The following is a 26,075-nucleotide window of genomic DNA, read 5'->3' on the forward strand; positions in this document are numbered from 1 at the left end:
TGTCATTTCGCCCTCTCTTGCAACTCCAGAGTTGCGGAACGCTCGATCCATTCGCCTACGGCGTCTTGCACGATTTCGCGCAGGGTAACTTGGGTCTCGGTGATTTGCGTCACCTTGCCGTAGTTCTGACCCAGATAGTTACCAGGCTTGACTTGGTACAGAAGGTTATCCACCTTAACCAGAGCAACCGGCTGGCCTGATTTGGTCAAATGCCCCACCAAAGACATAGAGTCCAGCGGGAAAGCCTCCAAGGGCTCTTTGCGCCGCGCCAACTCCGGTGCGACCAGCGCACCGTTTGTCACAGCCTGTGACGACTCCCGCTTGAGTGCCTGCGTCAATTTCACGTTGCTAAAAGGCTCCACCGCAGCGGTAATGGCGTACGCCTCGGGGACAAACTGCTTGGGCGCAGGGATAGGGGCCACTTTGGGTCGGGTCTGGTTGCGTTCCTCAACTATCCATTGCCGCAGATCATCCTCGGTGTTTGAACCACACGCCGACAGCAATGTCACGCAGGCCAGCAAGGCGAAGCTGTAAGAAGTCTTCACTTTTTAGCTCCCGTCGCTTTGCGCTGCGCTTGCACTTCATCCGAATCCAGATAGCGGAAGGTTTTGGCCGTTGCATCCAAAGTCAGATTGCCATCTCCTCTAGGACTTAAAGACAAATTATTCAATGTCACGATCCGTGACAGATTCGCAATGTCAGATGCAAAACTGCCCACATCGTGGTAACGGCCAGAGATCCGCAGGGTAATCGGCAACTCGGCGTAATATTCTTTCACCGCAATTTGACCGGGGCGAAACAACTCAAATTGCAAACTGCGCCCCAAGCCAGCTTGGTTAATATCGGACAAAAGCGCATCCATTTCAGCTTTGCTAGGCAACTGCTTCTCCAGTTGTGTCACGTACTGCTGCACTTGTTCGCGTTGTTTCTTCAAAACATCCAAATTCACCGCTTTGGTGAGTTTGGTTTTGTAGTCTTCGCGCAGTTTGACTTCTTTCTCCTGCTCAGCCTGCAAGGCCTCCTGTGAGCTCGTCAGCCAAAAAAACCACAACAACACAACAACCAAGACCGCCGCAAACACAAACAATGCGTAACGGGGTGCAGCAGGCCAGAGCGAGGGATCTTTGGGATCCAAGTCGCGGAACTGCGCAGCGATTTGCTCTTGCAACGCCGCAAAATCTATTGATTTATTGATACCAGTCGCCATAACGTGCGCCCTATGTTTTGGCCGGAGACATCGCGCCTCCGGAGGCCGCGCTTGCGGGAGCGACCGCCGCTTTGGCGGTTTGCGCTTGTTTTTCAGCCTCACTGGCGCGCATTAGCTTTACCCGGATCGTAAAGTTGTACACCCGCTTCTGCTCTTTGGGAGAGACAGGGGCAGTGCCTGCGGTAATTTCAATCAACTCGGGCTTTGAAAACCAGGGTGTATTACCGGCGAGATTACGTAGTAACTCAGAAACTCGCTCATTGGATTGCGCCACTCCGGTGAGATTCACTAGTTGATCTTGCTGCGTCATCTTATTGATATAGACGCCATCAGGAAGCTGGTTCGTCAACTCGGTGAGCAAATGCACGGGCAAATTACGGTCCGACTGCAAATCCTCCACCGCTTGCTGACGCGCGCGCAGAGCAGCGATTTCCGCTTCGAGACCGGCAATATCTTTAATTTGGCCTTCCAGCTTTTTAATTTCAACTTCCAAAACCTGGTTGTTCGATTGCTGGTGCGATATGGCAGCTTCAAACCACAAGTAAACCGTGCCGGCCAATATCCCCCCAAGCAACACCGACGCACCGAGGGTAATGTTGAAAATATCCTTGCGTCGCTTACGCGCTGCCTCGCGGTGAGGCAAGAGGTTGATCAAAATCATTGCGAAAACCTCCGCAATGCCAAACCACAAGAGGTCAGATAAGAGGGTGCTTCACGGGTCATGCGCTTGAGTCGCACACCATCACCAATTTCCATGCCGTCAAAGGGATTCAGCAAACTGCAGGGGAATGTGGACTGCTGCGTAACCGCATTAGTCAAGCCAGGCAATGCCGCAGAGCCCCCCGCCAGCATGATGTAGTCCACCTTGTTGTGCGGTGTACTGGTAAAGAAGAACTGCAGCGCGCGCCCCAACTCTTGCACCATCGTATCGATAAAAGGCTTCAAGACGGTGGAATCGTAGTCCTCAGGCAATTCGCCATTGCGCTTTTTGGTCTCCGCCTCTTCTTGCGAAAAACCATATTGCCGAACGATTTGCTGGGTCAGTTGTGCGCCACCAAAGGCCTGATCCCGGTCATACAACACTTCCTCGTCGCGCAGCACTTGCATGCTGGTCGTCATCGCACCGATCTCAAACAGTGCCACGATCAGCCCTGCACCCTTGCTGGGCAGATTTTCAATCAAACGGCCTGCGGCCAAGCGGGATGCGTAGGACTCCACATCGACAATCACCGGCGTCAGGCCAGCCGCCTCTGCCAAGCCCTGAATATCTTGCACTTTTTCGCGGCGGGATGCGGCAATCAGCACCTCAATATCGCCAGCAGAAGCGGCACTGGGACCAACGACACAAAAATCCAGACTCACTTCATCCAGAGGAAACGGAATGTACTGGTTGGCTTCTGACTCGACCTGCTGCTCCAGCTCTTGGTCTGACATACCGCCGGGCAAAATAATCTTTTTGGTGATCACTGCCGATGGCGGCAGCGCCATGGCGACGTTTTTGGTTTTGGAGCCACTCTTCTTCACCAGGCGGCGAACTGCATCCGCGACTTCGTCAAACTTCTCGACGTTGCCATCCGATATCCACCCACGCTCTAGGGGCTCAATGGCACAGCGCTCCAAGACGAGATTTCCAGCCTTGTCGCGCCCCAGCTCTACCAGTTTGACACTGGACGAGCTGATGTCCAACCCGATCATGGGAGCGGGCTGCCGGCTGAATAGAGACCCCAATGAGATCAAATTAGTCCCCTGAAACGAGCCGGGAAAGCACCGGCCAAACTTAAGAATTCACTTGAATGCTATCAGCAAGAGTATTGAGCGGCAAAGGTTTTTTCACTTTCTGACAATTTCTTACGTTGCCAAAAGCCGACGAAACACAACCGTATTCCGCTACGATTTGCACGCCCGAGCCTAACAAGATCGTCCGAATGATCCATTTTTATAATCGGGCTCTAACTGAAAAGTAATTCATGCCTGACACCCCACGCCAACAGCCTGCCACCCAAAGTCCCCAAAGACATTGGGCCCTTGTGACTCTTTTCTGGCTGATAGGGCTTGCAGTCGCCGGACTGATCTCCGTAGCGGCGCTCGTGGCGATTGCGCTGGCCATGGCTTTTCCCAACCTGCCCGATATCAGCGATTTATCGGATTACCGGCCTAAGCTGCCTTTAAGAATTTACTCGGCAGAAGGTGACCTGATCGGAGAGTTTGGCGAAGAGCGGCGCAATTTGACGCCCATCAAAGAAATTCCCAAGGTCATGACGGACGCCATTCTGGCGGTCGAAGACGCGCGCTTTTACCAGCACGGCGGCGTGGACTATATCGGCGTGATTCGGGCGGGCTTGGCCAACGTGGGCCGGGTCAAAAGCCAAGGCGCCTCCACCATCACTATGCAGGTGGCCCGCAATGTGTACCTGACCTCAGAAAAAACCTTCACCCGGAAAATTTATGAAATTTTGCTGACCTTCAAGCTGGAGCACTTGCTCAGCAAAGACCAGATTCTTGAGATTTACATGAATCAGATTTTTCTGGGGAACCGGGCATACGGCTTCGCCGCAGCGTCAGAAACGTATTTCGGAAAGCCACTGAAAGACATATCCATCGCAGAGGCGGCCATGCTGGCCGGCCTGCCCAAGGCGCCCTCGGCCTACAACCCCATCAGCAACCCCAAACGCGCCAAAGCACGGCAGCAATACATCATTGACCGGATGCTGGAGAACGGGTTTATCACCGAACAAGAAGCCGAAACGGCCCGCGCCGAAGAGCTGAAGATTAAAACCGGCCCCGGCACCAACACCATCCATGCCGAATATGTGGCGGAGATGGTCCGCCAGTTGATGTTTGCCCAGTACGGTGAAGAAACCTACACCCGCGGCCTCAGTGTGCAAACCACCTTGAAGTCGGAACAGCAAGTTGCCGCCTACCGGGCTTTGCGCCGCGGCATCATGGATTTTGAACGCCGCCAAGTCTACCGAGGGCCGGAAAAATTCTTGAATCTGCCGGAAAAAGGCCAAGACCTGGAAGACGCTATCGACGAGGCACTGGATGAGCACCCGGACAACGGTGATGTGATGGCCGCCATCGTGCTAGAGGCGGACAGCAAGCACATCAAAGCCCAGCGCCAAGGCGGCGAGGTGGTAGACATTGCCGGAGACGGCCTCAAACCCGCCCAATCAGGCCTGTCTGACAAAGCCCCCCCGAACATCAAACTGCGCAAAGGCGCTGTCATCCGGGTCGCGAAAACCGCCAAAGGCACTTGGGAAATTACGCAACTCCCCGAAGTGGAGGCCGCTTTTGTCGCGCTAGACCCCCGCGACGGCTCCATCAAAGCACTGGTCGGTGGATTCGACTTTGCCAAAAACAAGTTCAATCACGTCACCCAAGCTTGGCGCCAGCCGGGCTCCAGCTTCAAACCCTTTATTTACTCGGCGGCACTGGAAAAAGGCTTCACCCCCGCCACGGTGGTGAACGATGCACCTTTGTTTTTTGACGCGGGCGTCACCGGCGGGCAACCGTGGGAGCCCAAAAATTACGATGGTACTTTTGAAGGCCCGATGACCTTGCGGCGCGGCTTGGCCAAGTCCAAAAACATGATTTCTATCCGGGTGCTCAACTCCATCGGCACCCAGTACGCGCAAGACTGGATCACCCGCTTCGGCTTTGAAGCAGACAAACACCCGCCTTACTTGACCATGGCCCTCGGCGCCGGCACCGTGACCCCGCTGCAAATGGCCACGGCCTACTCGGTATTTGCCAACGGCGGCTACCGCATCAATCCTTGGCTGATTTCCAAGGTCAGCGAACAGCGTGGGAAAGTGCTGATTGAAACCAAGGCGCCAGACTTGGCAGAGAGCGAGCGGGCCATTGACGAACGGAACGCCTTCATGATGAGCAGCTTGCTGCAAGAAGTCACGCGCTCGGGCACGGCGGCGCGGGCACAGGCAACCTTGAAGCGCCCGGACGTATATGGCAAAACCGGTACGACCAACGACTCGATGGACGCATGGTTTGCAGGCTACCAACCCACCCTGACCGCCATCACCTGGATTGGCTACGACACACCACGCAAATTGGGCGACCGGGAAACCGGCGGCGGTCTGAGCCTGCCCGTGTGGATTAGCTTCATGGAAACCGCGCTCAAGGGCGTCCCGGTAGCAGAGCCTTCTGCGCCCGAGGGCGTTGTCAAACTCGGCAACGAGTGGTTTTACGAAGAGTTCACCCACGGAGCCGGTGTGAGCAATCTCGGACTGAGCGAAAAACCAGAAACACCTGCAGACGCGCCAGCGGCTGCAGATGAAAAGAAAAAAATTATCGATCTCTTTAAAAACTAAGCCGCGGCGAACACCAGTGCCATGCCGGCTTGCTGGCTGGCATTGGCGCTCAAGGCTGCAAAAAACTCGCCCTGCCCTTTGGTGTCTTGCCACGCGGTGCCTGACCACTTGTAGTGGTAGCCACCGGATTTGGCCGCCATCCAGATTTCATGCAGGGGTTTCTGCAGATTCACAATGATTTGAGACCGGTTGGCAAACGTCAGTGTCACCATGCCGCCTACGCGCTGGTTGTCGATATCGGCATCCGATTCGTCATTGATCCTGTCACACGCCAGCTCGATGGCGCCCAACAAAGATTCGGCCAGGCTCATGAATTCGGGGTCGGTCATTACAATTTCACTATGTTGAATCGATCGCGAATTTTAGTCAGTGGCCTGATTCCACTGATGTGTGTGCTGTCTCTGGGCGCCTGCGGCCAGACCGGGCCGCTTTACCTCCCCAAGGTTCCCGCCAAAGTAGCGCCTTCCAGCAGCCCGTCCTCCCCACCCCTTGTCAAAGACACAGCCCCTACGACCCCATGAGCGCACCTCTTCTCCCCGGCCAACCCCATATCCATTACGCCAACGCGCAACTCCAAGTGGAAGGCTGCGCGCTCGACGCACTGGCATCTGCCCATGGCACCCCGCTTTTTGTGTACTCCAAGGCCTCCATGCTGGACGCGCTGGCCGCCTACCAACGCGGTTTCGCCGGACGCAACGCCCGCATCTGCTATGCCATGAAGGCCAACTCCTCGCTGGCTATCCTGCAACTGTTTGCGCAAGCCGGCTGCGGCTTCGACATCGTGTCCGAGGGCGAACTGGCCCGGGTGCTGGCTGCCGGAGCGCAAGCGGACAAGGTCATCTTCTCCGGCGTGGGCAAAACGCGGGCGGAAATGACCCGCGCACTGGAAGTGGGCATTGGCTGCTTCAACGTGGAGAGCGAGGCAGAAATCGACGTGCTGAACGAGGTCGCACTAGGCTTGGGCAAGCGCGCGCCCATCAGCATCCGTGTCAATCCGAACGTGGACCCCAAAACCCACCCTTACATCTCCACGGGTCTCAAAGGCAACAAGTTCGGGATTGCGCATGAACGCACCCTCATGACATACCAACGCGCAGCCGCCCTGCCCGGCCTGCAAGTGGTGGGCATTGACTGCCACATTGGCTCCCAAATCACCGAAGAAACACCCTACCTGGATGCCATGGACCGCATGCTGGACTTGGTCGAGTCCATCGAGGCAGCGGGCATCCCCATCCACCACATCGACTTCGGCGGCGGACTGGGCATCAACTACAACGGCGATACGCCCCCTGCAGCTGATGCCTTGTGGCACAAACTGCTCGCCAAGCTGGATGCCCGTGGCTTCGGCCAGCGCCAGCTGATGATCGAACCAGGCCGCTCCCTGGTGGGCAACGCGGGCGTGTGTGTGACCGAGGTGCTCTACATGAAGCCCGGTGAGCAAAAAAACTTCTGCATCGTGGATGCCGCGATGAACGACCTGCCCCGCCCTGCGATGTACCAGGCCTTTCACAGCATCGTCCCTCTGCAGCAAGCGGCGGTGGCTACGGCAGGCTCGGACGTGTTCGACGTGGTGGGCCCGGTGTGCGAAAGCGGAGACTGGATTGGCCACGACCGCGCACTGCAGGTGAAAGCGGGCGACAAACTGGCCGTGCTGTCTGCCGGTGCGTATTGCATGAGCATGTCCAGCAACTACAACTCACGGCCCAAAGCCGCAGAGATATTGGTAGACGGCACAGTAAGCCACCTGATCCGCCAGCGCGACAGCTTCGCAGACCAGATTCGTGGCGAAAAGCTGCTTTAATTGCTACTAAAAACATAGCTGCTTGCGCATATTTCACGTGCGCTAGCGGCTATTTTTACCTATAAACCGGCGAATGCGCCAGCCCAGCAATAGGCTGAGAATGGCGGCGTAGACCGCCACCTCGGCAAAGTTGTTTTTGCCGGCGCGCATCCAGAAAAAATGCAGGATGGCAAGCACCGCCACCGCATACACACTGCGGTGCAGGGCCTGCCAGCGCTTGGCGCCTATCGCTTTGATGGCCCGGTTGAAGGAAGTAGCGGCCAGCGCGCTCAGCAGCACCATGGCAGCAAAGCCCACCAGAATGAACGGGCGCTTGAGAATGTCGGCGGCAATATCCGCCAGCTCCAGCCCCATGTCCAGCCAGCTATAGGCCGCCACATGCAACATGCCATAGCAAAAGGTGGATACGCCCACCATGCGCCTGAAGCGCGCCAGCCCGGTCCAGCCCGTCTGCACCCGCAGCGGCGTCATCAGCAGCGTCAGGCACAGCAAACGCAGCGTCCAGTCCCCGGTGGAGCGGATCAACGCTTCTGCGGGGTTAGCGCCAAACTGATCGGCAAACGCCGCCCACACGAGGTACGCCAAGGGGCCACAGAGGATGAGCAACAGGCACGGCTTCGCAGCGCGGTGTAACAACCACGTGTTCATTGCAAACAATCAGGTTTAGAAAAACTTCTTCAGGTCCATACCGGCGTACAACTGACCCACTTGGGCCTCGTAGCCGTTGAACATGAGGGTTTTGCGCTTTTTGGCAAACAGCCCGTCTTCGCCAATACGGCGCTCGGTCGCCTGGCTCCAGCGGGGGTGGTCGACATTCGGATTGACGTTGGAATAGAAACCGTACTCGTTGGCCGCTGCTTTGTTCCACGCGGTTGCAGGTGGCTTCTCGGTGAAGCGGATTTTCACGATGCTCTTGCCGCTCTTGAAGCCATACTTCCACGGAACGACCAAGCGCACCGGCGCACCGCTCTGGTTGGGCAGCACCTCGCCATACATGCCGAAAGTCAATAAGGTCAGCGGGTGCTGCGCCTCGTCCAGACGCAGGCCTTCCACATAGGGCCAGTCCAGCACGCGGGAGCCCACGAATGGCATAGTTTTCGGATCTGCCAGCGTCACAAACTCGACATATTTGGCGCTGCCTAACGGCTCCACTTTTTTGATCAGCTCTGCCAGCGAATAGCCCACCCACGGAATCACCATGGACCAACCCTCTACGCAGCGCAAACGGTAAATGCGCTCCTCCAGAGGGCTGAGCTTGAGCAAGTCTTCCAAGGCGAATTTGCCCGGCTTTTTGACCAGCCCCTCAATCTCGACCGTCCACGGCGCCGTTTTCAGGGTGTGGGCGTTGACGGCGGGGTCGGCCTTGTCCGTGCCGAACTCATAGAAATTGTTGTAGGTGCTGGCGTCTTTGTAAGGCGTCACTTTTTCGGAAGTAACCGCACCGTCCACCGCAGTAGGTTTGGTATTCAAGGCAGCTAGCTTGCCGGGCTTGGCGCCCCAGCCCGCGCCCTGGGCCATGGCTTTGCGCGAGGCCCATGTAGCCAGGCCGGCACCCGCCACCCCGGTTGCCATCTGCTTGAGCAAACGGCGGCGGTCTTGGTAGACCACCTGCGGGGTGATTTCGCTGGAAACCGGGTGCTCGAATCCGTTGGAGGATGACTTGAGGTGCATAGAGACTTCCTTGTTTCCAGTTTGGTCGTGGGAGACCGGGTTTTCTTACAAAGTTCCGTAGCTGTGCAATCCGCTCAGGAACATGTTGACGCCAATGAAGGCAAATGTGGTCACCGCCAAGCCCGCCAGTGCCCACCAGGCCGCCACGGTGCCCCGCAGGCCCTTCATCAGGCGCATGTGCAACCAGGCCGCATAGTTCAACCACACGATGAGGGCCCAGGTTTCCTTGGGGTCCCAGCTCCAGTAACCACCCCACGCCTCTGCCGCCCACAAGGCACCCAGCACGGTAGCAATGGTGAAAAACGCAAAGCCGACTGCGATGGACTTGTACATCACGTCGTCCAGCACCTCCAGCTCGGGCAACTTGGCGGCGATCGCGCGGCGGCCCAACAAAATGCCCGCCACGATCAAGGCGGAGATGCCGAAGTACATGGCCCAGTAGTCACTCAAGCCGCTCGCAGAAGACTTGCGGAACACAATCGGCTCAAAACACAGCACCACGCCCAGCAACCACAAGGGCGCCATGCGGTACCACTTGGTCTCGGTTGCCTGCTGTTTGATCAGGTAGGCAAAGGCCACCATGGCGGCCAAAGCAAACGTGCCATAGCCAATGAAATTGGCTGGCACATGAAGCTTCATCCACCAGCTTTTGAGGGCCGGCACCAAAGGCTGAATTTCTTGCGCCTGGCGCTCCACCGTGTACCAGAGCAAAAAGCCCACGGCCGCACTCACCACCAGCATGACAAACGCCCCCAAGGCACGGGTGTTGTACTGTGCCTCGAAGTACAGGTAAAACACCGCCGTCATCCAGCAAAACATGACGAACACTTCATACAGATTGCTCACCGGGATGTGACCGATATCCGCCCCCAGCAGATAGCTCTCAAACCAGCGCACCATGGTGCCTGTCAGCGCCATCGTGACCGCAGCCCACACCAGACGCGACGCCACCAGCTCCAGCCCCTCTGCGCGGCCTTTGGCAAACACGCCAATCCAGTAAAACAACGTGGCCATGAAGAAGAGCATGCTCATCCACAAAATGGCCGATTGGCTGGACAAAAAGTACTTCAGCCAGAACACCGACTCAGCACGGGCCAAGTCGCCCTGGTAGGCATTGACACCCAGCAAGGACAGCGCTGCCACGCCCAACATCAGGCGTTGTAAAGGCGTCCACAGCCACCCCAGCCACACCGCGGCCGGAATGGCCGCCAACAGGATGCCTTTTTCATAAACATCCATAGCGTCCTGGTAACGGAAAAAGGCAAACAGCCCGCCCGCGACCACCAATGCGGCAAAGAGCCAAGCCCACACCGAGCGTTGGAAATAGCCTTGGTTCAACGTGAGGGTGACAGTCTGCGACGCGGGCGCAGGGGTGTTGGCAGATACAGCACTCATCTTGTTCATTCCTTCCAAGCTAAAAGCCGGCGTTTCAGGTGATCGAATTCTTTGTCGCCGTCCATGGTCTTGCGGTTAGTGGACAGGGCCATGGTCGCTTTGGTAGTTTGCGGATCCCCCTCGGCGGGCTCCAACCATATCCACAATCGGCGCTCCCGCACATAGAGCATCGCAAATACCCCGAGTATCAGCAGCGCACACCCGAGGTACACCACCGTTTTGCCGGGGGCACGGGCCACCTGGAACACACTGGCCTGCACCTGCGTGAAGTCGGTGAGCGAGAGCACAAAGGGCGCGGGGTACAGAGGCACGTCACTCAGCGCGAGTACCGCCTGGGTCATGAACATCTGGGTCGCAGCATCGGCGGGCATCGGCTTGAGGCCCGCTTTCTCGCGGCTGAGCTGCGCCAGTTCATAGAGCACACCATTCAGGATGCGGACCAAGACCTCACCCGCCCGGCTGCGCTCGGCCTCCGGCACATTGGCCTCAATAAAGTCAGACACCGCCTGCAAGCCCGCCGTCTGGTTGGGGCCCGCGGTTTCACCCGCACCGGCAAACAACTGCAGCGCACGGTTGGCAGAGCCCGCCAGTTGCTGGGCCAGGTCTTGCCGCTTAGGGTCCATGGCTTTGCTGGCATAGCGCTTAACTGCCTGCTCACGCAAAGCCGGGTCTGCCAGCGCACGGCTGAGGCGCAAAAACCCGTCCATGGAGCCATCTGCATCCGCCGGAATCCGCAAATACCGGAACGGGTTGGCCGGGCTGTCCCGCATACCCAGCAGGAACACCGGAACGCCATCCCCCAGATCCACCGGCAGCATGTAATTGTTGAACTCCCGAGCCTGCCCCGCCTTGTCCCGCAACTTGTAGCTGAAGCTGGGGCCCACGTTGCGCAAGGCTTTGGAGTCTTTGTGCTTGTTGGCCGCACCCATTTGCGAATCCAGCGCAGCGGCGAGGTCCACGCCACGTACATCGGTCTTGCCGCCCGCTTCTTTGCCCAGGTTTTCGACGTTGATCACCCGCAAGCCGGTGTACTCCACCGTCAAATCGTCTCCCGCCGTACCGCCTTGGTTGGACAGCCCCGCAGAGCCGCCCACCAGGCCCTTGAGTTCAAATGCAGGGCCTGCATGACGCAAGGGCAACCCCTTGAAGGTCAGGTTCGACCCGCCATCGTCAAAGCTGGATTGGTAGATTTCGATGCCTTTGTAGCTCGCCGGGTGGTTCACCTCCACACGTGCAGGCGTTTGCTCACCCGTGGCTTTATCGTGGATCACGATATCGCTGGCAAACAATTTGGGCATGCCAGTGGAGTAATACTCCACTACAAATTTTTTCAACTCCACCGCAAATGGCAGCTCTTGCAAAAGGATGCCATCCGATTGGCTCAAAATCGCAGTGCTGGACTGGGTCCCCTCCGCCACCATCAGGTTGCCACGGAAGGTGGGGTTGCGCTCTCCCAAGCGGTGTTGCTGCGGCACATCGGCAATCAGTCCGCCGCCTTTGTACGCCGACTTGCCGTTGAACAACATTTGCGCCCGCACCACCAGATCACCATCCAGCAAACCACCCAGACACACCAGCACAATCGCGCTGTGTGCCGCGATGTAACCCAGCTTGTTGCTGGCACCCGCCTTGGCCGCCAGCATCCAGCCAGTGCCGCGTGGCGTTTCCCGCGACTGCAGCTTCACCTTCCAGCCACCACCCGCCAACAAGGCACCCAAACGCTTGGCAGATGCTTCTGCCGGTTCAGTCCACTTCGCCTGGGCCTTGTGCCCGAAGGCTTGCAGGCTCTGTGCCCGGATGTTTTCTTTGTAAGAACGCAGGTCCGCCAGGATTTTGGGGGTGTTACGCAGCACGCAGAGCGACGTGCTTGTCACCAGAAACGCCAAGATCAACAAGAACCACCAGGCGCTGTACACGTTGTACAGACTGGCCCGCTCAAACACCTCGGCCCAGAAAGGACCGAACTGGTTGACATAGTTTCCCAGTGGCTCGTGCTGCTTGAGCACAGTGCCGATAACGGAGGCAATGCAGATGACCGTCAGCAAGGAAATGGCAAACCGCATGGACGACAGCAACTCCACGGTTGCCCGCCATACGCGGGAGCCGGCGGCAATCTCAAGGCCTTGGGTGGAAACGGTCATGAAGAGAACAATCAAAAAAAAAAGGCAGGCCATCCTGTGGATGGTCCCGCCTATTGGGTTGCTAGCGCCCGCTTTGGTTCCGCAGAACCTTCAAAGTCAGCGAATCAGCGGAGTCCGGCGATGTAGTCAGCCACCGCCTTGATTTCGCGGTCGTTCAGCTTGGCTGCCACTTGTGTCATTTGCAGACTGTTTTTGCGACCACCGTCACGGAACGCGGTCAACTGGGCAATCGAATAATCCGCATGCTGACCACTCAAACGAGGGTATTGGGAGGGGATGCCTGCGCCATTGGGGCTATGGCAACCTGCACAAGCGGGAACCTGACGATCTGCGATACCACCACGGTAGATGCGCTCGCCCAAGGTCACCAGTTCCTTGTCTTTGGCAAAGCCGGGCTTGGCCTTCTTGCTGGTCACCCAGTAAGCAATGTTCTTCATGTCCTCATCGCTCAAGGCAGAGGCAAAGCCCTTCATGACAGCGTTGTTGCGCTTGTCAGACTTGAATTCCTGCAGCTGCTTCACCAGGTATTCGGGATGCTGTTGCGCCAGCTTGGGGTAGGCGGGCGTGCCGGAGTTGCCGTCTGCCCCGTGGCAGGCAGCGCACACCGCGCCAAAGCTGGCTTCGCCCTTGGCCAAATCCGGCTTGGCCACCTTGGGGGCCTCATGTTTGGGCTCTTCAGCATAAGAAGAGACAGCAAGCGTGGCCACCGAAGCGGCAATGATCAATTGGGCAATCAACTTCATAGGAATGTTATGTCTGGTGAGCAAAACTGCACCATTCTACAATGCAGCTCTGGGTTTACCTTCTAATTCAATGACCACCACACAAAACCCAAAGGGCAGCACGCCCTACGCCAAGTCTTCTACCGCCTCCGAAAAAAGCGCCGCCACGGTTGCCTTGGGCTGGCTGCACACCGCACGCTTTCTGACCACAGCGCCCCAGTTGCACTTCTTGCCGGAGCTGGATGTGCCAGAAATCGCCTTCGTGGGGCGCTCCAACGCAGGCAAATCGACCTGCATCAACACCCTCACCCAGCAAAAACAGCTGGCGTTTGCCTCCAAAAAACCCGGACGCACCCAGCACATCAACCTGTTTGCCTTGGGCAAACAAGGCGCCACCGACGCAGTGCTGACCGACTTGCCAGGCTACGGCTACGCAGCGGTGCCCAAGCAGGACAAAATTCGCTGGCAGCAGGTAATGGCGAATTACCTCGTCACCCGTAAAAATCTCAAGGCCATCGTGCTGATGTGCGATCCACGTCATGGCATGACAGAACTTGATGAAATCCTGCTGGATGTGATCCGCCCCCGGGTCGCGGAAGGTTTGAAGTTTCTGGTGATTCTGACCAAGGCCGACAAGCTCACCCGCACCGAAGGTGCGAAGGTGTTGTCCATTACCAAGCTACAAGCCGGCGGTGGTGAAGTTCGCCTGTTTTCAGCCACCAAGCGCACTGGCATTGATGAAGTGGCGACGCTGCTGTGGGACTGGGCACACCCCAATGCCCCTGCAGCCGAAGAGCCCGCCACAGCGCCTGCGACACCTCAGTAAGGAGGCGTTACGCCTGCAGGCTGGTCTTTGAAGCGCTTGTGCACCCAGTAGTACTGCTCCGGCATGGCGTTGATATAGGTCTCCAACGTACGGTTCATGCTGGCGGTATCCGCTTCCAGATCCCCACTGGGAAAGTCCGCCCAGGCTGGCAATACGTCGATGTGGTAGCCATGCGGCGCCAAACGGCAGATCACCGGCACGACCTTGGCGCGTGACAAGCGCGCAAAGCGCGACAAAGAAGGCACCGTCGCCGCGGGGCGACCGTAAAAAGGGACGAATACCGATTCTTCGGGCCCGAAATTCATATCGGGCAGCAGGTACAAGGGCTCCCCGGCCTTCAGCCCGGCAATGATGGGTTTCACCCCCTCAATCCGGCCAAACAGGCGCCCACCCAAGCGCTGTCGTCCGGCCAGGATCCAGGCATCCGCAACCTTGTTGGCTTGGTCGGTATAAATCGTAGTGAAGCTGCGGTCGACCTGCTGTGTCAACGCAGTCCAGCCGGCATCTAACCCCACAAAATGCGGCGCGAACAATACGGTAGGGGTATGCCCCTCCAATTCATGCAGTGCCCCGGACAAGCGCAAGCGCTGGCGCAATACGGCGGGTTCGGCATGCCACAGCCAACCCCGATCCAGCCACGCCTGGGCAAAGGCAACAAAAGTACGCAGCGCCAGACGCCGACGCTGCGCGGGCGGCAGGTCCGGAAAACAAATCCTCAAATTGGTGTGGACCACGTGGCGGCGTGAGCGCACGACGGCATACAACCCCCACCCCAACACCACACCCAGCGCCCGTAGCACTGGGAGCGGCAAACGCCCCAACACTTCGATGCCCCGCAATATCCAACGACTCATGCTTTGACTAACCCTCTTGCGTAGAGCCGGTGTCCGGCTGACGGGGCTGTTTATAACGCGCATACCCCCACAAGTATTGCGAGGGCAACTGCCGGATCACCTGCTCCATGGCGGCATTGATTTGGGCTGTCGCCTCGCTCAAATCCCGGGACAAGGCCACTTCGTAGGGTTGCACACATACCTTGTACCCCGCACCCGCCGGCAATCGCTCGCCCCATGCCAACACCACACGCGCCCCGGTTTGCTGCGCCAAACGGGCCGCCAATGTCATGGTGTAGGCCGGTTGCCCGAAAAACGGCACCCAAGCCCCTTGCCCCTCGGGCGGAACCTGATCAGGTAACAACCCTACACACGCGCCGGCCCTCAGCGCCTTGATGAGCTGCTTGACACCCGCCAGGTTGGCCGGTGCCGTGTGCAGCCCGGGCCGGGAACGACTGGCTTCCACAATGCGGCGCAACCACGGCTGACGTGCGGGCCGATACAGCACCGTCATGGCAGAACCCGAGGCGCCGAAGCGTTGGGCATAGGCTTGCGCAGTGACTTCAAAACTACCCAAGTGGGGCGTTAAAAAAATGATGCCACGCCGCTCTGCCAACGCCTGCTCGATGTGGTGTGCACCATCCCACTGCACTGCCACCGGCGCACCCAGCCACAACTTGGGTAGCTCCAGCACCATGTGGCCTGCCGCAGCAACAGCCGCGCGCGCGTCTGCAACGGACACGCCTGCCAAACGGATATGTGCCTGAAAACGATGACGGTATTCCGCAGACAAGGCGTACACCACCCACCCGCACAACGCACCCAACGCGTGCAACAGACGCAGGGGCCAGCGGGAAAGGAATTGAAATACAAAGGCCATGGGTGGGCTAAAATCTGTGCTGTCACCGAGTTACAGAACTACTTGCAGGGTGACACCACAGGGGCAACTGATCAAAAAGAAGCCATTGTGCCTCGCTGATTCCGGCGAATCTGCTAAAGCGTTCGCTGAAAGCTCCGAAGCTCAAGCAACGCGTCTTGATGTTTACTTTGGAGAAACTGAATGGCGAACGATTTCCTCTTTACCTCTGAATCCGTATCCGAAGGTCACCCCGACAAGGTGGCAGACCAGATTTCCGACGCGATTCTGGATGCGATTTTCAAGCAAGACCCCCGCTCCCGCGTGGCCGCTGAGACCCTGACCAACACCGGTCTGGTGGTGCTCGCAGGTGAAATCACCACCAACGCGCACGTGGACTACATCCAGGTGGCGCGCGACACCATCAAACGCATCGGTTACGACAACACCGAGTACGGTATCGACTACAAAGGTTGCGCCGTGCTGGTGGCCTACGACAAGCAGTCCAACGACATCGCCCAAGGCGTGGACCACGCATCTGACGACCACCTCAACATTGGTGCCGGTGACCAGGGCCTGATGTTCGGTTATGCCTGCGACGAAACGCCCGAGCTGATGCCCGCGCCCATCTACTACGCCCACCGCCTGGTGGAGCGCCAAGCGCAGCTGCGCAAAGACGGACGCCTGCCCTTCCTGCGCCCGGATGCCAAGAGCCAGGTGACCATGCGCTATGTGGATGGCAAGCCCCACAGCATCGACACCGTGGTGCTGTCTACCCAGCACAGCCCTGACCAGTCCGAAACCCAGCACAAGATGAAGGCCTCGTTCACCGAAGCCATCATTGAAGAAATCATCAAGCCTGTTCTGCCCAAAGAGTGGCTGCAGAACACCCGCTACCTGATCAACCCCACCGGCCGCTTTGTGATCGGCGGACCCCAGGGCGATTGCGGCTTGACCGGACGCAAAATCATTGTGGACACCTACGGCGGCGCTTGCCCCCACGGTGGTGGCGCCTTCTCCGGCAAAGACCCGTCCAAAGTGGACCGTTCTGCCGCCTATGCAGCCCGCTATGTCGCCAAGAACGTGGTGGCCGCTGGGTTGGCGCGCCAGTGCCAGGTGCAAGTGGCCTACGCCATTGGCGTGGCCAAGCCCATGAACGTGACTGTCTACACCGAAGGCACCGGCGTCATCCCTGACGACCAGATCGCCGCCCTGGTGAACGAGCACTTCGACCTACGCCCCAAGGGCATCATCCAGATGCTGGACCTGCTGCGCCCGATCTACGAGAAGACTGCGGCTTACGGCCACTTCGGTCGCGAAGAGCCCGAGTTCACCTGGGAGCGCACCGACAAAGCAGCCGCCCTGCGTGCCGCTGCCGGCCTGAAGTAAGCACCGCCTATGAACATCCAGACACAACGCTTCATTGACCGCTGGGTTGGCCAGCTACTCTGCGGCGGTGTGTCTGCATGGGTGCGTTTGACGGGGCTTTTCACGGCACCCGCGCGCATGCCGGCGGCGCCGAAAAACATCCTGGTCATCCTGCTGTCCGAGATGGGCAGCATCGTGCTGGCGGGGCCCATGTTTGCGGAGTTGCGCCGCAAGTACCCGGGTGCGGCGATTCACGTGCTGCAGCTCAAAAAGAACCAGGAAGTCTCCAAACTGCTCTCGCTCACGGACGTAGAGCACATGCACACACTGGACGACAGCTCCGGTGCGTCACTGATGGCCGACATCCTCAAGGTGAGCCTGAAGATGCGCAGCATCGGCTTGGATGCGGTGATCGACTGCGAGCTGTTCTCCCGCGTGAGCGCCCTGCTGTCTTTCAGCACTGGTGCCCCCGTGCGTGTAGGCTTTACGCCGCACACCCAGGAAGGCCTGTACCGCGGCAGCTTCATCAACCACAGCATTCCGTACAACCCCTACCAGCACATCAGCAAGCAGTTCTTGTCGCTGGTGGATGCGCTGGATGCGCCTGAGGGCATGCCGCGCAACCGGGCGGGGGCCATTCGCGCGACGCCGGAAGACACCGAGCTGTCCGTCAAGTTCACCGACACCGAGCTGGGCCACTACCGGGGCAAGCTGGAGAGCGATCACCCCGTCACCCGCGACCGCCGGCTGGTACTGGTGTACGCCGGGGGCGGCATCCTGCAGGAGCGCGCCTGGCCTGCAGCGCATTACGCACGCGTGGTGCAAGGCCTATGTGCTGCCGGGTATGCGGTCGGCCTCATCGGCCTGAAAGACGATGCTGTATTGGCCCGCGACCTGAAAACCCAAGTGGGCCACGACGCGTGCATTGACCTCACTGGCTACACCAAGAGCATCCGCGAACTGCTCATGCTGATGCATGCGAGCAGCCTGCTGATCACCAACGACGGCGGCCCCAGCCACTTTGCCACCGTCACGCCCATCCAGACCATGGTGTTCTTCGGGCCGGAAACCGGCAAGCTCTATGGCCCCTTGGGCCACCGCACCATCATTCTGGAAAGCGGCATTGCCTGCTCACCCTGCCTGACGGCCTACAACCACCGCCTGACCTTCTGCGATGGTGACAACCAGTGCCTCAAGCGCATCGCCCCCGATCCGGTGCTCGACCAAGCGCTGGCCTATTTGAGCCAGTCTGCGGACACCACGGCAGGTGCCACCGCATGACGGGCCTGCAACGCGCAGTGCTCTGGGCACTCGGGCTGCTGGAACGCTACCGCTACATCAAGTTCGGCATCGTGGGCGCCAGTGGCACGGTGGTCAACCTCGTGGTGCTGCACTTCGGCCATGAGTATGTGTTCAACAACCTGGAAGCCGGCTACAACAAGCCTTACTTCTCGCTGGTCCTCGCCATCGCACTGGCGACCCTGAACAACTTCACTTGGAACCGCCTGTGGACCTGGTCGGACCGGGTCAAGACCCTGGAAGCGGGCGAAATACAACCGGTGAGCCTTCGCTTGCTGGGCATGGAATTCGGCCAGTACGTGACCGCTTCGGCCTTCGGTAGCGGCATGCAATATGTGCTGACCCTGCTGCTATCGGGCAGCATGGACTACCGCCTGGCCAACATCATCGCTATCGTGGCCGCCAGCGTGAGCAACTTCCTGGCCAACGACCGCTGGACCTTCAAACGCCACCGCGACTGAGCACGCCATGGGGCCCAATCACAAGCGTTTTGAGCCTCTAGCGCTCGCCAATAGGGCGTGGCTAGCTCTTGTTTTTGTAGCGGCTGCACTCTACCTCTTCGGCTTGGGCAGCAGCTATGCACCCACCAATGGCGACGAAATGGTGTACATCCACATCGCCCGGATGACCGCAGAAAGCGGCCACTGGCTGCCCCTGCAGTCGGAGCTGGTGGGAACCCGCAACACGAAGCCGCCCTTGCTGATCTGGCAGGCCATGGTGGCCGGTGGCTGGGGCCAGACCTGGAGCCTGTTCGCACTGCGCTTGCCCAGCATTGCCTACACCTTTGCCACCACTGCGTTGCTCGTATTTTTTGCTTACCGGATGAGCGATGCGACGAGCCGGCTGCGCACCGCTTGCATCGCGGCCGTCCTGTACCTGCTGTTTTTCTCCACCTTCCGCTACGGGCGGGTGTACCTAACGTCGGCCCCCGAAACTTTCTGGCTGGCCTTGCCCATGTGGTGGGTACTGTGGCTGCGCTTGCGCAACCCGGCCCAACAGGACGCCAACACGCCGGCAACGCCCGGCGCGCTGGCCTACACACTGTTCGGCATTGCGATGGGCTTGGGTGCGGCCTACAAATCCTTTGCCCTGGTGGCGCCTGCTGCTGCGGCGCTGTGGTGCGCCGTGTTGTTGAGCACCCCTTGGAGTTGGCGCACGACCCTTTGCACCACCATGGGCACGGGCTGGAGCACGCTCATTGGGGTGGGGATTTTTGCCCTGTGGTTCGTGCTGGACCCGGACCCGGCGAGCGTCTGGCAAGAGTTTGTGGTGGCCGAGAACGCCGGCAAGATGTCCAGCGCCATGGGCTACTGGCAAGCCGCGCTCTCCGGCCCTTACCCCATGTGGACGCAGCTGTTGGCCTACCCGGCCAATGGCGGCCTGCTGGCGCTACCAGTGCTGGGCTTTTGCTTGCTCGCCCTGCGCCACACCGGCCAACTGCGCCGGCGCGCCAACCTGAGCCCTGCGTTGTGGATCGTGCTGGCCTGGGTACTGGTGTGGCTGGTGGTGTTCACCATTCCCAACCAGCGCTCCGAGCGCTATGTGATTCCGGCCATGCCTGCCGTGGCCATTGCCATGGCACTGGTGTGGGACCGGCTGCCCCGCATCTGGTTCTGGCTGACGCTGCTCATCACCTTGCCCGCGCTGGTGATGCTGGGCCGCATCGGCTGGGTGATGGGGACTCTGGAGATGGCGACCCGCACCGAAGTTGCTATGACTTTGATAGCTGCTTGCGCAGGTATTGCGGGCGCCACGGCCGGCTTTTATCGTAAATCGTGGGCCGGCAATGCCAGCCTGGTCGCGGTGCTGGCGGTGTATGGCTGCTTCACGCTGATGGTGCAGCCCATCTCCAAGGACGCAGCGGGTTACAGCCCGGCTATCGAGGCTCAAATGAAAGGCCAGCGCGTAGCGGTGCCCAACGGGTTCACCGGTCAGTACGAGCGCTTTCACTTCCTGCTGCACGGTGCGCACATCACCCCCTATGACGCCGAAGGCCGCAACACCGGGGCGCTGTACCCGGAGATGCTGCCCAAGGAGCGGCTGGCGCGGCTGCTGAATGAATTTGATGCCGTGATCTGGCTGCAGGAGGACTTGAACGAGCCCCCGGCCTGCCTGCCCGGCTGCACCCTGCTGGCGCAACGTTGGCATGTAAAAAGCCGCCACAAGGACAGCGAAGTCACGCTGGACAACCTCTGGCAGGTACAGGACTGGCTCTTCCGCCGCGAGTGGTTGCTCACCGCCCGGCGGTGAACCGTGCCCCTGAGAGGCGGGCGGTAAACTCCGAAAAACTTACTTCGCTGCCTTGGCCGCTGACACACCGGCGCGCAGGGCCAGCAGGTAGCTGTCCACACCGAAGCCAGCGATCTGGCCTTTGACGATTTCCGCAAACACCGACTTGTGGCGGAACTCCTCGCGGGCATGGATGTTGGACATGTGCAACTCTACGATGGGGCAGGTCAGAATGGCCAGCGCGTCGCGGATGCCATAGCTGTAGTGCGTCCACGCACCGGCGTTGATCAGCACAGCATCCACCCCGTCGGTAAACCCTTGGTGAATGCGCTCGCACATGGCGCCTTCGCAATTCGTCTGGAATGCCTCCACCTCCACGCCCAACTCTTTGCCCAGCGCGGTGAGGCTGGCATTGATTTCGTCCAGGGTGATGGTGCCGTACTGCACCGGATCGCGCTTGCCGAACATGTTGTGGTTAATGCCGTGGAGCATCAGAACTTTCATACACACCTCTAGAAAAAATGAAAAATACAAAAGCAAAACGGCCCCGAAGGGCCGTTTTGCGCTGCGCTATTACTTGCGCAGTTTGGCCAATTCAGCCTGCACATCGGCCACGACGGTGCCCAGGGCAGCGCTGTGTTTGTCGATCACGGGCTTCATCTTCTCACGCAGCTTGGCAATTTCAGCAGCCGGCAGGGTGCTGATGGTCATGCCGTTCTTCTTGAGCAACTCCAGGTTGGCGTTCAAGGCAGCGCGGTTGGCTTCGCGCTGGGCTTTCACGGCCTCGTCAGCCGCGTCGTCGATGATCTTCTTTTCAGCGGCGGACATGCTGTCCCACACCTTCTTGCTGAAGATCACGGATTGCGGGTTGTACTGGTGGTTGGTCAGGGCCACGTTCTTTTGCACTTCCCAGAACTTGTTCGCGGCGATCACGGCAATCGGGTTTTCCTGGCCGTCAATCGCGCCCTGCTCCAAGGCGGCGTACACCTCGGGGAATGGCAGTGGCGTGGGGTTGGCGCCCAGAGCTTTCACCCAGTCCACGTTGATCGCGTTGGGGATCACGCGCAGCTTCAGGCCGGCAATGTCTTCCACCTTGGTGATGGCTTTCTTGCCGGTGGTGATGTTGCGAAAGCCCAGCTCCCAATACGACAAGCCGATGATGCCGCGGTCTGCCAAGGCAGCGTGCATCTTCTGGCCGATGGGGCCGTCCACAATCGCGTCAGCTTCTTTTTCGTTGGCGAACAGGAAGGGGAAGTCAAACACTTCCAGCGCTTTCACTTCGCTGGCCAGAATGCCGGAGTTCATCACGGCCATTTCCACCGTGCCGCCCTTCAAGGCGGACAAGGTGGCCTGGTCGCTGCCCAAGGCACCGTTCAGGAACAGTTGCACCTTCATCTTGCCGCCCGACTTGGCTTCCACCGCAGAGGCGAACTTGCGCATGCCGGCCACAGCGGGGTGACCTTCGGGGCTGTTCAGGCCGAACTTGATGGTGCGTTCTTTGATGTCTTGGGCGGATGCCAGTCCACAAGCGGCCAAGGCCACGGTTGCCAGGACGGATTTGATAAACAGTCGCTTCATGAGTTGTCTCCTCAGGGGTTAAAAATCAGGGGGAATCAATAAAACCAGCGGGCCGGCACCATCACCAGCTGCGGGAACAGCACCATCAGGAACATGATGGCGAACTGGGCAATCATGAATGGCACCACGCCTTTGGTCACCTCGTCCATGCTCACCTTGCCCACACCGGCCACCGCGTTGAGCACGGTGCCCACCGGTGGCGTGATCAAGCCGATGGCGTTGTTGATGATGAACAGCACACCGAAGTACACCGGGTCAATACCAGCGGCCTTCACCACCGGCATCAGCACGGGGGTCAGCAAGAGGATGGTGGGCGTCATGTCCAGGGCCGTGCCCACCACAATCACCAGCACCATGATGGCAAACATCAGGAGCTTGGGGCTGTCGAGCAAGGGCTCCAGCAAGGCCACCACTTGCGCAGGCAGGTTGGCCACTGTAATCAACCAGGCCGACACCATGGCCGCAGCCACCAGGAACATCACCACCGCACTGGTTTTGGCGGCAGTCACGAACAGGGGCACCAGCTTTTTAAAGTTCAACTCACGGTAAATCACCGTAGACACAAACAGCGAGTACACCGCCGCCACCACCGCCGCTTCGGTCGGGGTGAACACACCAAACTTCAGGCCGAATACGATGATGAAAGGCAGCACCAGCGCCCAGGTCGCCAGGCGCAAGGCCTCAACCACCTCAGCAGCGCTCTTGCGGGGTGGCGGCACAACCACCTCTTTGCGCACCAGCCACCACCAGGTCACCACCAGCGAGAGCGCCAACCACACGCCCGGGAAGATGCCGGCCATGAACAGCTTGGAAATCGACACGTTGGCCGCCACACCGAACACCACAAAGCCGATGCTGGGGGGAATGATGGGCGCGATGATGCCGGCCGAGGCAATCAGGCCTGCAGAGCGTGCTTTGTCATGCCCGGCCGCCACCATCATGGGCAGCAGCAAAGCGGTCAGCGCAGCCGCGTCCGCCACGGCAGAACCGGACAGAGAAGCCATGATCACCGCGGCCACGATGGTCACATAACCCAGGCCACCCTTGACGTGGCCCACCAGCGCCATGGCGAAGTTCACAATGCGGCGGGACAGGCCGCCCGCATTCATGATTTCACCGGCCAACATGAAAAAGGGCACGGCCAGCAAGGGGAAGCTGTTGGAGCCTTCGAGCAGGTTTTGCGCGAGGATTTGGGCGTCAAACATATTGAGGTGCCACATCAGCGCGGCACCGCACAACAACAAAGAGAAAGCGATAGGCACGCCAATGGCCATCGCCGCCATCAGGGAACCCAGAAAAATAATGATCGTCATGACAAGTGGCTCCAGGACTTAGTGGGCGGCTTCTTCAGATTCCTGAATCAGCATCAGGTCTTCGTCGGCAATCTGGCCGGTCACCAGGCGGAACAGGTCCAGCGCCAGGATCGGAAAGCTCAAGGCCGAGAACACCATGCCCCCCGCGTAAAACCAGCCCATGGACACTTCCATGACCGCGCTGTCGGAGTCTTTGTTGACCATGAACTGGTCATACGTGCCCTTGAAGATCAGCCACAGGCAGTAAATCATCAGTACCAGCGAAATGCCCATGAAGATGCGCTTGCCGGTGGGGCCAAACTTGCTCACCAGCATGTCGGTGCCCAAGTGCGCGTTGTCGCGCAGCGCAATCACGGCACCCAAAAAGGTCACCCACACAAACAGCCAGCGGGACAGCTCTTCCGACACGGTCAGCCCGGAGTTGAACGCGTAGCGCATGAACACATTGCCGAACACCAGCACCACCATCAGCGCCAGCGCTGCGGCGATGGCGTAGCCGATGAGTCGGCAATAGGCATCAATCAATTTTTTAAGCACAGAAAGCTCCTCAGGGTCGTACTCTTAATAATGTACGAACTAGTTAGTTTTTGAGATTGCGGGTTTTCCCTAAACATCCTCGGCATAACCACTAAAGCTGTTATGCCGGAAGTGAATCACTCGCGCTCCTGCTTGCACACAAAACGCACCACCATGTCGGTAATGCTGGCGCGCCGCGCCGCCGACTGGGCCGAACGGGCCTTGTCCTTGAAGATCAGCCCGAAGGTATGGCGGTTGGACACGTTGAAAAACGTCAGCGCGGAGATGGAAGCGTGGATGTCCACCGGGTCCAGCCCTTCGCGAAACACGCCCTGCACCACACCCCGCTCGTAAATCCGGCGGATCGCATCGATGGCAGGCACATTGAGCTGCTGGATCGACTTGCTTTGGGCCAAATAGCTGCCCTGCTCGATGTTTTCGTTCATCACCAGGCGGATGAAATCTTCGTTGTCCGCATGCCGGTCGAAGGTGAACTCCACCAGCCTGCGCAGCGCAGCCACCGGCTCCAGGTCGTCCAGGTGCAGCTCGGCCTCGATGGCCCGCATGCGCCGGTACGACTCCTCCAGCACCGCCACATACAGCCCCTCTTTGCTGCCGTAGTAGTAATAAATCATGCGCTTGCTGGTGTGCGTGGCTTCGGCAATCGCATCGATGCGCGCACCGCTCAGGCCCTTGGCCGCGAACTCCTGTGTCGCCACCTCCAAAATGCCGGCCATGGTGCGCGCCGGGTCGTTGGTGCGCGTGGTCGCCTTGCGCGGGGCGGGGGTGTCTGCCTCGCCACCAGAATGTACTAACTCGTTCATTCATTCAGTATAGAAGCGCGCCACGCGGGAGGGAGTGCAGGTTTACCCTGCCAAGGCATCAGACGGCTTGGGGTATCCGATGAGGCATTAAATCGGCACCTAGTGCTCACTGCATCTGCGCAAGCAGCTATCAAAACAGGAGCAAACTCACACGCTCCGTGCCCCACTCACCCCCACATCACCGAGCGCATGGAGATGGAGGCGGACTGAAAACCGGTGTTGAAAAAGCGCGGCATCTCATCCGGGCGCGCAGCACCGGCAGCGTAGAGCAGGGGCAGGTAGTGGTCGTGCGACGGGTGGGCCTGCTGCGCCACTGCCCCCATGGCTTGAAACTGGGGCAACTGGTCCAGGCGGCCTTGCTTGATTTGGTCTTGCACGCGGGTGTCGAACTCGCGGGCCCAGTCGTAGGTTTCGTTCGGGCCAGTGCCCTCGCGGGTCGCGCGCAGGTTGTGCACGATGTTGCCGCTGCCCACCACCAGCACGCCCCGGCTGCGCAGCGCTTGCAACTGGCGGCCCAGCGCAAAGTGCTCGGCGGGCGGGCGGCTGTAGTCCATGCTGAGCTGCAGCACAGGAATATCCGCCTTGGGAAACATAGGCTTGAGCACCGACCAGGTGCCATGGTCCAAGCCCCAGCGCTCAGGGTCCAGCGCCAGCTTGTCGCCGATGGGGGCTTTGAGCTCCTGCGCCAGGCTGCGAGCCACGGCAGGTGCACCGGGTGCGGGGTATTGCACATCGTGCAGTGCCTGCGGAAAGCCACCGAAGTCGTGGATGGTGGGCGGCTGCGCCATGCCGGTGACCTGCCAGCCCTGCGTCAGCCAGTGGGCCGACACGCACAGAATCAGCTGCGGCCGCTCCTTGCGGGCCAGCAGCTCGGCACCCACGGCCTGCCAGCCCCGGCGCCAGGCGTTGTCTTCAATCGCATTCATCGGGCTGCCGTGCCCCACAAACAGCACCGGCATGCGGGCCGAGGGCTTCAAGGCCTGCAGCAAGGGCTGCGAGGCGGCGCCGGCCAAGGTGCTGTTGAACAGGGTGGAGAGTGTGGCGAGGGACGCCAGGGCAGTTCTGCGGTGCATGCAATTTTCCAAACAGTGACAGGGAGTGGACCCCCCCCCGGCCCCAAGAGTTCCGCAGCGCGATACAGCCGCTACCGCCCCCCAAAAACAAAAGG

General features: G+C 59.4%; 26 protein-coding genes. 8 read left to right on the forward strand and 18 right to left on the reverse strand.

What is annotated here, in order from left to right; all coding sequences use genetic code 11:
- Positions 1–2: 2 nt before the first annotated feature.
- From FDM28_RS00135 to FDM28_RS00150, 4 genes are read right to left on the reverse strand one after another with little or no spacing between them, the layout of a single operon-like run.
- A complete protein-coding gene (locus FDM28_RS00135) occupies positions 3–545 on the reverse strand; it encodes a pilus assembly protein PilP (protein WP_240791850.1) in 543 nt (180 codons plus the stop codon).
- Complete coding sequence (locus FDM28_RS00140) at positions 542–1,207, reverse strand: type IV pilus inner membrane component PilO (RefSeq protein ID WP_138511862.1); 666 nt, start codon at positions 1,205–1,207, stop codon at positions 542–544. The genes FDM28_RS00135 and FDM28_RS00140 overlap by 4 nt, the downstream gene beginning before the upstream one ends.
- A gap of 10 nt (positions 1,208–1,217) precedes the next feature.
- Positions 1,218–1,868 carry a PilN domain-containing protein gene (locus FDM28_RS00145; RefSeq protein ID WP_138511864.1) on the reverse strand — a complete coding sequence of 217 codons (651 nt, stop codon included), beginning with the start codon at positions 1,866–1,868 and terminating at the stop codon, positions 1,218–1,220.
- Complete coding sequence (locus FDM28_RS00150; protein WP_138511866.1) at positions 1,865–2,944, reverse strand: pilus assembly protein PilM; 1,080 nt, start codon at positions 2,942–2,944, stop codon at positions 1,865–1,867. The genes FDM28_RS00145 and FDM28_RS00150 overlap by 4 nt, the downstream gene beginning before the upstream one ends.
- Before the next feature lie 230 nt (positions 2,945–3,174).
- Here FDM28_RS00150 and FDM28_RS00155 point away from each other — a divergent pair, with 230 nt between their 5' ends.
- Positions 3,175–5,535, forward strand: coding sequence for a penicillin-binding protein 1A (locus tag FDM28_RS00155; RefSeq protein ID WP_138511869.1), 2,361 nt, complete (start codon positions 3,175–3,177; stop codon positions 5,533–5,535).
- On the opposite strand, the gene cyaY is transcribed toward FDM28_RS00155, so the two are convergent.
- Positions 5,532–5,864 (reverse strand): iron donor protein CyaY, encoded by a 333-nt coding sequence (gene cyaY, locus FDM28_RS00160; RefSeq protein WP_138511871.1) that lies wholly within the window; start codon positions 5,862–5,864, stop codon positions 5,532–5,534. The two genes, FDM28_RS00155 and cyaY, sit on opposite strands and share 4 nt — an antisense overlap.
- 12 nt (positions 5,865–5,876) lie before the next feature.
- On the opposite strand from cyaY, the gene lptM reads away from it, so the two are divergent.
- Positions 5,877–6,056 carry an LPS translocon maturation chaperone LptM gene (gene lptM / locus FDM28_RS00165; protein ID WP_138511873.1) on the forward strand — a complete coding sequence of 60 codons (180 nt, stop codon included), beginning with the start codon at positions 5,877–5,879 and terminating at the stop codon, positions 6,054–6,056.
- Positions 6,053–7,336, forward strand: a complete 1,284-nt coding sequence (lysA, locus tag FDM28_RS00170; RefSeq protein ID WP_138511876.1) for a diaminopimelate decarboxylase — start codon at positions 6,053–6,055, stop codon at positions 7,334–7,336. The genes lptM and lysA overlap by 4 nt, the downstream gene beginning before the upstream one ends.
- 42 nt (positions 7,337–7,378) lie before the next feature.
- Here lysA and FDM28_RS00175 read toward each other — a convergent pair whose 3' ends face one another.
- The 5 genes from FDM28_RS00175 to FDM28_RS00195 all read right to left on the reverse strand — a co-directional run bounded on the left by FDM28_RS00175 (position 7,379) and on the right by FDM28_RS00195 (position 13,286).
- Positions 7,379–7,984, reverse strand: a complete 606-nt coding sequence (locus FDM28_RS00175) for a protein-methionine-sulfoxide reductase heme-binding subunit MsrQ (protein WP_138511878.1) — start codon at positions 7,982–7,984, stop codon at positions 7,379–7,381.
- A gap of 15 nt (positions 7,985–7,999) precedes the next feature.
- Entirely contained in the window at positions 8,000–9,007 is a 1,008-nt protein-coding gene (msrP, locus tag FDM28_RS00180; RefSeq protein ID WP_138511880.1) for a protein-methionine-sulfoxide reductase catalytic subunit MsrP, read from the reverse strand.
- Between the two features lie 45 nt (positions 9,008–9,052).
- A complete protein-coding gene (gene ccsB / locus FDM28_RS00185) occupies positions 9,053–10,402 on the reverse strand; it encodes a c-type cytochrome biogenesis protein CcsB (RefSeq protein ID WP_138511882.1) in 1,350 nt (449 codons plus the stop codon).
- 5 nt (positions 10,403–10,407) lie between these two features.
- Entirely contained in the window at positions 10,408–12,543 is a 2,136-nt protein-coding gene (locus FDM28_RS00190) for a cytochrome c biogenesis protein ResB (RefSeq protein ID WP_138511884.1), read from the reverse strand.
- A 104-nt stretch (positions 12,544–12,647) separates the two neighbouring features.
- Positions 12,648–13,286 carry a c-type cytochrome gene (locus FDM28_RS00195; RefSeq protein ID WP_138511886.1) on the reverse strand — a complete coding sequence of 213 codons (639 nt, stop codon included), beginning with the start codon at positions 13,284–13,286 and terminating at the stop codon, positions 12,648–12,650.
- Positions 13,287–13,356: 70 nt separating this feature from the next.
- On the opposite strand from FDM28_RS00195, the gene yihA reads away from it, so the two are divergent.
- A complete protein-coding gene (gene yihA, locus FDM28_RS00200; protein ID WP_138511888.1) occupies positions 13,357–14,091 on the forward strand; it encodes a ribosome biogenesis GTP-binding protein YihA/YsxC in 735 nt (244 codons plus the stop codon).
- On the opposite strand, the gene FDM28_RS00205 is transcribed toward yihA, so the two are convergent.
- Both FDM28_RS00205 and FDM28_RS00210 read right to left on the reverse strand, forming a co-directional pair.
- Entirely contained in the window at positions 14,085–14,945 is an 861-nt protein-coding gene (locus FDM28_RS00205; protein ID WP_138511890.1) for a lysophospholipid acyltransferase family protein, read from the reverse strand. The genes yihA and FDM28_RS00205 overlap by 7 nt on opposite strands.
- Positions 14,946–14,952: 7 nt before the next feature.
- Positions 14,953–15,804, reverse strand: a complete 852-nt coding sequence (locus FDM28_RS00210) for a lysophospholipid acyltransferase family protein (RefSeq protein WP_138511892.1) — start codon at positions 15,802–15,804, stop codon at positions 14,953–14,955.
- A gap of 180 nt (positions 15,805–15,984) precedes the next feature.
- Between FDM28_RS00210 and metK the strand changes: the two genes are divergently transcribed.
- Genes metK through FDM28_RS00230 form a run of 4 tightly spaced genes read left to right on the forward strand, consistent with a single transcriptional unit; the run spans position 15,985 to position 20,697 of the window.
- Entirely contained in the window at positions 15,985–17,169 is a 1,185-nt protein-coding gene (gene metK / locus FDM28_RS00215) for a methionine adenosyltransferase (protein WP_087496465.1), read from the forward strand.
- Between the two features lie 9 nt (positions 17,170–17,178).
- Positions 17,179–18,429, forward strand: a complete 1,251-nt coding sequence (locus FDM28_RS00220; RefSeq protein ID WP_138511894.1) for a glycosyltransferase family 9 protein — start codon at positions 17,179–17,181, stop codon at positions 18,427–18,429.
- Positions 18,426–18,908, forward strand: coding sequence for a GtrA family protein (locus tag FDM28_RS00225; RefSeq protein WP_138511896.1), 483 nt, complete (start codon positions 18,426–18,428; stop codon positions 18,906–18,908). Before FDM28_RS00220 ends, FDM28_RS00225 begins: the two co-directional genes overlap by 4 nt.
- Positions 18,909–18,915: 7 nt before the next feature.
- Positions 18,916–20,697, forward strand: a complete 1,782-nt coding sequence (locus FDM28_RS00230; protein WP_138511898.1) for an ArnT family glycosyltransferase — start codon at positions 18,916–18,918, stop codon at positions 20,695–20,697.
- Positions 20,698–20,736: 39 nt separating this feature from the next.
- On the opposite strand, the gene aroQ is transcribed toward FDM28_RS00230, so the two are convergent.
- From aroQ to ygiD, 6 genes are all read right to left on the reverse strand, one after another.
- The gene (aroQ, locus tag FDM28_RS00235) at positions 20,737–21,180 is read right to left on the reverse strand and encodes a type II 3-dehydroquinate dehydratase (RefSeq protein ID WP_138511900.1); all 444 of its coding nucleotides are present in this window, start codon (positions 21,178–21,180) and stop codon (positions 20,737–20,739) included.
- A 69-nt stretch (positions 21,181–21,249) separates the two neighbouring features.
- Positions 21,250–22,254, reverse strand: a complete 1,005-nt coding sequence (locus tag FDM28_RS00240) for a TRAP transporter substrate-binding protein (RefSeq protein WP_138511902.1) — start codon at positions 22,252–22,254, stop codon at positions 21,250–21,252.
- A 35-nt stretch (positions 22,255–22,289) separates the two neighbouring features.
- Positions 22,290–23,567, reverse strand: coding sequence for a TRAP transporter large permease subunit (locus FDM28_RS00245; RefSeq protein ID WP_138511904.1), 1,278 nt, complete (start codon positions 23,565–23,567; stop codon positions 22,290–22,292).
- A gap of 18 nt (positions 23,568–23,585) precedes the next feature.
- Positions 23,586–24,104: a TRAP transporter small permease gene (locus FDM28_RS00250; protein ID WP_138511906.1), complete on the reverse strand. Its 519-nt coding sequence runs from the start codon at positions 24,102–24,104 to the stop codon at positions 23,586–23,588.
- Between the two features lie 116 nt (positions 24,105–24,220).
- The gene (locus FDM28_RS00255) at positions 24,221–24,907 is read right to left on the reverse strand and encodes a TetR/AcrR family transcriptional regulator (protein ID WP_138511908.1); all 687 of its coding nucleotides are present in this window, start codon (positions 24,905–24,907) and stop codon (positions 24,221–24,223) included.
- 167 nt (positions 24,908–25,074) lie between these two features.
- Positions 25,075–25,980, reverse strand: coding sequence for a 4,5-DOPA-extradiol-dioxygenase (ygiD, locus tag FDM28_RS00260; RefSeq protein ID WP_138511911.1), 906 nt, complete (start codon positions 25,978–25,980; stop codon positions 25,075–25,077).
- Positions 25,981–26,075 lie beyond the last annotated feature (95 nt).

The sequence above is a fragment of the Rhodoferax bucti genome, assembly GCF_005876985.1.
GTDB classification, from domain to species: domain Bacteria; phylum Pseudomonadota; class Gammaproteobacteria; order Burkholderiales; family Burkholderiaceae_C; genus Allorhodoferax; species Allorhodoferax bucti.

Coding starts and splice junctions, on each gene's coding strand:
- FDM28_RS00140 (WP_138511862.1), bottom strand. CDS start 1,207: ATGGCGACTGGTATCAATAAATCAATAGATTTTGCGGCGTTGCAAGAG.
- FDM28_RS00145 (WP_138511864.1), bottom strand. CDS start 1,868: ATGATTTTGATCAACCTCTTGCCTCACCGCGAGGCAGCGCGTAAGCGA.
- FDM28_RS00155 (WP_138511869.1), top strand. CDS start 3,175: ATGCCTGACACCCCACGCCAACAGCCTGCCACCCAAAGTCCCCAAAGA.
- cyaY (WP_138511871.1), bottom strand. CDS start 5,864: ATGACCGACCCCGAATTCATGAGCCTGGCCGAATCTTTGTTGGGCGCC.
- lptM (WP_138511873.1), top strand. CDS start 5,877: ATGTTGAATCGATCGCGAATTTTAGTCAGTGGCCTGATTCCACTGATG.
- lysA (WP_138511876.1), top strand. CDS start 6,053: ATGAGCGCACCTCTTCTCCCCGGCCAACCCCATATCCATTACGCCAAC.
- FDM28_RS00175 (WP_138511878.1), bottom strand. CDS start 7,984: ATGAACACGTGGTTGTTACACCGCGCTGCGAAGCCGTGCCTGTTGCTC.
- msrP (WP_138511880.1), bottom strand. CDS start 9,007: ATGCACCTCAAGTCATCCTCCAACGGATTCGAGCACCCGGTTTCCAGC.
- ccsB (WP_138511882.1), bottom strand. CDS start 10,402: ATGAGTGCTGTATCTGCCAACACCCCTGCGCCCGCGTCGCAGACTGTC.
- FDM28_RS00190 (WP_138511884.1), bottom strand. CDS start 12,543: ATGACCGTTTCCACCCAAGGCCTTGAGATTGCCGCCGGCTCCCGCGTA.
- FDM28_RS00195 (WP_138511886.1), bottom strand. CDS start 13,286: ATGAAGTTGATTGCCCAATTGATCATTGCCGCTTCGGTGGCCACGCTT.
- yihA (WP_138511888.1), top strand. CDS start 13,357: ATGACCACCACACAAAACCCAAAGGGCAGCACGCCCTACGCCAAGTCT.
- FDM28_RS00205 (WP_138511890.1), bottom strand. CDS start 14,945: ATGAGTCGTTGGATATTGCGGGGCATCGAAGTGTTGGGGCGTTTGCCG.
- FDM28_RS00210 (WP_138511892.1), bottom strand. CDS start 15,804: ATGGCCTTTGTATTTCAATTCCTTTCCCGCTGGCCCCTGCGTCTGTTG.
- metK (WP_087496465.1), top strand. CDS start 15,985: ATGGCGAACGATTTCCTCTTTACCTCTGAATCCGTATCCGAAGGTCAC.
- FDM28_RS00220 (WP_138511894.1), top strand. CDS start 17,179: ATGAACATCCAGACACAACGCTTCATTGACCGCTGGGTTGGCCAGCTA.
- FDM28_RS00225 (WP_138511896.1), top strand. CDS start 18,426: ATGACGGGCCTGCAACGCGCAGTGCTCTGGGCACTCGGGCTGCTGGAA.
- FDM28_RS00230 (WP_138511898.1), top strand. CDS start 18,916: ATGGGGCCCAATCACAAGCGTTTTGAGCCTCTAGCGCTCGCCAATAGG.
- aroQ (WP_138511900.1), bottom strand. CDS start 21,180: ATGAAAGTTCTGATGCTCCACGGCATTAACCACAACATGTTCGGCAAG.
- FDM28_RS00240 (WP_138511902.1), bottom strand. CDS start 22,254: ATGAAGCGACTGTTTATCAAATCCGTCCTGGCAACCGTGGCCTTGGCC.
- FDM28_RS00245 (WP_138511904.1), bottom strand. CDS start 23,567: ATGACGATCATTATTTTTCTGGGTTCCCTGATGGCGGCGATGGCCATT.
- FDM28_RS00255 (WP_138511908.1), bottom strand. CDS start 24,907: ATGAACGAGTTAGTACATTCTGGTGGCGAGGCAGACACCCCCGCCCCG.
- ygiD (WP_138511911.1), bottom strand. CDS start 25,980: ATGCACCGCAGAACTGCCCTGGCGTCCCTCGCCACACTCTCCACCCTG.